This window comes from Parolsenella sp., assembly GCF_982402205.1.
Genome location: NZ_CEVYAT010000144.1, coordinates 1 through 3,982, shown reverse-complemented (window position 1 = coordinate 3,982; position 3,982 = coordinate 1). Strand labels below are relative to the sequence as shown.

At 68.9% G+C, this 3,982-nt stretch carries 3 protein-coding genes; all 3 read right to left on the bottom strand.

All coding sequences use genetic code 11. From position 1 onward, the window contains the following. Positions 1-191: 191 nt before the first annotated feature. Positions 192-1,280, bottom strand: a complete 1,089-nt coding sequence (locus AC1VTH_RS07135) for a cell division protein FtsQ/DivIB (protein WP_481335457.1) — start codon at positions 1,278-1,280, stop codon at positions 192-194. A gap of 244 nt (positions 1,281-1,524) precedes the next feature. After that, a complete protein-coding gene (murB, locus tag AC1VTH_RS07130; RefSeq protein WP_481335456.1) occupies positions 1,525-2,445 on the bottom strand; it encodes a UDP-N-acetylmuramate dehydrogenase in 921 nt (306 codons plus the stop codon). A 2-nt stretch (positions 2,446-2,447) separates the two neighbouring features. Further along, on the bottom strand, positions 2,448-3,887 hold the full coding sequence (gene murC, locus AC1VTH_RS07125; protein WP_481335455.1) for a UDP-N-acetylmuramate--L-alanine ligase: 1,440 nt from the start codon (positions 3,885-3,887) through the stop codon (positions 2,448-2,450). Positions 3,888-3,982 lie beyond the last annotated feature (95 nt).

The window sequence follows — 3,982 nt, the reverse complement described above, 5'->3', positions numbered from 1 at the left end:
CTTGCGTGCGGGTCTTGCGTGCAGGTGTCGTTGCTGGGGCGGTTGCGCCCGAGGTCTTGCTGTTTTTAGCCATAGTCTCAAACTCTCAAGCTCAGGTTTAGCTCTACCTAAGAACTAAAGCGGCACATACTTGCACATGCCGCGCGGGTACGTCAAGAAAAAATGGGGGTACTTTCACGCGAAATGCGCAATTATTGCCCGCCACTGGTGCTATCGGAGGCATCGGAGGAGTAATCCGCGGAGCCAGGCGCATCGTTGCCGCTGCCATCGCCGCCGTCTCCCCCGCCGTCGTCGCCGCCGTCCGTGCTCGAGGCGTCGCCGCCGGCGGCGTCAGCGGTCTGCGCGGTAGCCGCGGCGGAGTTGTCGGCCACGACCTTGGCCGCCCCTCCCAGCGTGGTGCCGTCCGCCACCTTGCGGTAGCTGGGCTTGCTTGGCACGCGCACGTTGATGTAGGTGAGCTGCTCGCCGTACTGGCCCATGATGGTCGAGAGCGCCTGGGCCTTGGCCGAGACGTCGTTGGGGGCGCCCAGAGAGATCTCGAGGCCGCTCTTGAGCACCATCGAGATGGAGCCCGCGCTCGAGGCGTAGTAGACCTGCGCCTCCCCAGAGAGGGAGTCGGGCAGCTCGTCTTGGTATTGCAACACATCGAGGATGACCTCGTCGGTCGCGGGCGAGCCCTGCGCGGGGTCGACCGTGGCGGGGACGCTCGCAATGAGCAGGCACCCCAGTTCGTCTGCCTTGGCGAGGGCCGCAGAGGTGACGTCGGTGCTGGCGTCGGAGGCAAGCGACAACGGCTCGATCCAGGCGCCGTCGTCGCCCAGAGCCCACACGCTCGTGCCTGAGCCGATGACCACGACGGCGCTCACGGTACGCTCCTCGACCGAGACCCCCAGGGTGTCGGGAAACTCGCGGGTGATGTTGACCCCCTTGACCCAGGGGTTCTTGCGCACGTTGTCGCTGATCTGGGCCACGTCGACGTTGAGCAGGGTGGTCCCCTCGTCGACGGCGGCGAGCTTGGCGAGGGCGTCCGCGCTCACGTGCTCGCTCGCCTGCGCGTCGATGCCGGTGATGACAAAGACCGGCATATGCGACAGCACGAGAAACGCCACGACCATGACGGCCGCCACCGCGGCAACGATGGCCGCGATGATGCCGGCGCGACGGGTCGAGGGCGAGGGCGCGGGGCGGTTGGAGCGAGGGCCCGAGGGCTTGCCGGAACGAGGGGGACGGCCCCCGTTGCCGCTTCCGCTGCCGCCGCCAGAGCCACCCGCGAGGGGCATCTTGAGCTGCCGCGCGCTGGAGCGGCCGCCATGCTCGAGCTTGAGGTTGAGGCCGCCGGCCGGACGGGCCGAGGCGCCGCGGGGCGCGGGGCGGGCTGCCGGGCGCGCGCTCAGGCGCGCGGAGGGCCTTCCACCAGCGAGGGGGCGACCGCCGCGGGAGGCGACTGCGCCCGGCCGCGTGCCTGATCGGTTGGGGCGGCTAGGGCGGCCGGTGCTCGGACGCGGAGAGGTACCGCGGACCGCGCTAGGACGTGCGCCCGAGGAACTTGACTTCCGGTTGGAGGTCGACACCCGTAGCCTCCCTCACTCTGTCATGCATGGTGCGCATCACGGCCAGGACGTCGGCGGCCGTGGCGTTGCCGTTGTTCACGATGAAGTTGGCGTGCGTCATCGAGACCTGCGCGCCGCCGTGGGCGTAGCCCTTGAGGCCGCAGTCCTCGACGAGGCGCGCGGCGCCCTTGGGGCCCACCGGATTGCGGAAGACCGAGCCGCAGCTGGGCTTGCCCATGGGCTGGGTGGAGCGCCTCTGCGAGAAGCGCGCCTCCATGAGCCCGTCAATCTTCTCGCGCTCGCCCGGGGCGAGAGCAAGGGTGGCCTCGAGCACGATGTCGGAGGGGCCCAGCGAGCACCAGCGGTAGCCCCACTCGACCTCGGAGCCCATGCGACGCATGAGGCCCGTGCCGGGGCGGTAGACCACGAGTGACTCGACTCGCTGGCCAATCCACTCGCGGCGCGTGCCCGCGTCCATCGAGATGGCTCCGCCCAGGGTGCCCGGGATGCCGCAGGCAAACTCGAGACCCGTGAGGCACGCCTTCGCAGCCGTGGTGACCACCTTGGAGAGGGGCACCGCGGCGCCGGCGCAGACCGTGGCGCCCTCGCGGGACGCCTCGACGTGCGAGAAGTCGCGGCCCAGGACGATGACGCAGCCGTCGAAGCCCTCGTCCGCGACGAGCAGGTTGGACCCCTTGCCCACGACGACCCAGTCGACGCCCTGCGCGGTGAGGACGTCGATGGTGCGGGTGAGCGCCGAGATGGTGTGGACCTGGGCGAGCATCGCGGCGGGGCCGCCGATGCGGTAGCTCGTGCGATGGCTCATCCGCTCATCGCGGGAGATGTCTGCGTCGATGGCACCCGACAGCGCCAGGTATGCGTTGTAGAGGCCCACGCTTAGACCCTTGCACCCGCGGCGGCGTCGGCCTCGCGCTTGGCCTCGACGAAGGCCGGGCCCACGAGGGTGACGTCACCGGCGCCCATGGTCACGAGCAGGTCGCCCTCGCGCACGTCGGCGACGAGGCGACTCGTGAGCTCGCGGCGGTTGGGCACGTAGCTGGCCTGCACGTTCTTGCCATGCTTCTCGACCGAGGAGGCCACGGTCTTGCCGGAGATGCCGGGGATGGGCATCTCGCCGGCCGAGAAGATGTCCATGACGTAGAGGACGTCGGCGTTGTCAAAGGCGGAGCCGAACTGCTCGGAGAGGGCCTGCGTGCGGCTGTAGCGGTGCGGCTGGAAGACCACGACCACGCGCTTGAAGTCGAGGCCCTTGGCGGCGGCCAGGGTCGCGGCGACCTCGGTGGGGTGGTGGCCATAGTCATCGACCACGGTGATGCCGTCGATGTCAGCCACGTGGGTGAAGCGGCGCTTGACGCCCTGGAAGGTCGACAGTGCCGCAGCGGCGGCATCGACGTCGAGGCCCAGGACGTCGGCCGTGGCGATGGCGGCGGTGGCGTTGAGCATATTGTGACGTCCGGGGTTGGCCTTGATCGTCACCTGGACGTCGCCGTGCTCGGGCGTGTGGACCGTGAGGTGGCTCTCAATGCCCTGCGAGGGCTGCGGCGTGCAGGTGTAGGCAAACTCGGCAGCGCAAGGGTCGTCGACCATGCCGTAGAGGGCCACGTGGGCGCTTGAGCCGGCGGCCACGCGGCGGACGCGCTCGGACTCGCCGCAGGCGACGACGTGGCCGTCCTCACCCACCGAGTCCATGAACTGGCCAAAGGTGCGCTCGAGGTTCTCGATCGTGCCGTAGTGGTCGAGGTGATCGGCCTCGATGTTGGTGACGACGGCGACCGTGGGGTCAAAGAAGAGGAAGGAGCCATCGGACTCGTCGGACTCGGCGACGTAGTAGTCGGACTTGCCGGAGTGGGCATTGGTGTCGTAGCCCTCGACGAAGCCGCCGATGAGGAAGGAGGGGTCGAGGCCCATGCGGTCGAGCATCGTGGTGACCATGGACGATGTGGTGGTCTTGCCGTGGGTGCCCGAGACGGCGACGGTGGTGTGGCCGGCCGAGAGGGCAGGCAGCATCTTGGCGCGGGGCCAGACTTCGATGCCCAGCTCGCGAGCGCGGATGACCTCGGGGTTGGACTCGGGGATGGCGGTGGAGATGACCACGACGTCGGGCTTCACGGCGTCGATGGTGGCGGCGTCATGGCCCACGTGGACCTCGATGCCGGCGGCCTCGAGCTCGCGGACGTAACGCGAGCTCTTGAGGTCGCTGCCCGTGACGACGATGCCGCGCTCGTGCAGGACGAGCGCGATGCCGCTCATGCCCGCGCCACCGATGCCGACGATGTGGACGCGCTTGAACGTTGCCTTCTGAGAAGTGGTTGCCATGTGGTGTGGCTCCCCTCGTGTGTTGTTTTGCCAGGCGGCGCCGCGGTGCGGACGCTGCACATACGACCCTTTACTTTAGCCCATCGCATAGGGAC

Excerpts from the sequence above, each read along its gene's own strand:
- AC1VTH_RS07135 (WP_481335457.1), bottom strand. The coding sequence starts at position 1,280 with ATGCCCCTCGCGGGTGGCTCTGGCGGCGGCAGCGGAAGCGGCAACGGG.
- murC (WP_481335455.1), bottom strand. The coding sequence starts at position 3,887 with ATGGCAACCACTTCTCAGAAGGCAACGTTCAAGCGCGTCCACATCGTC.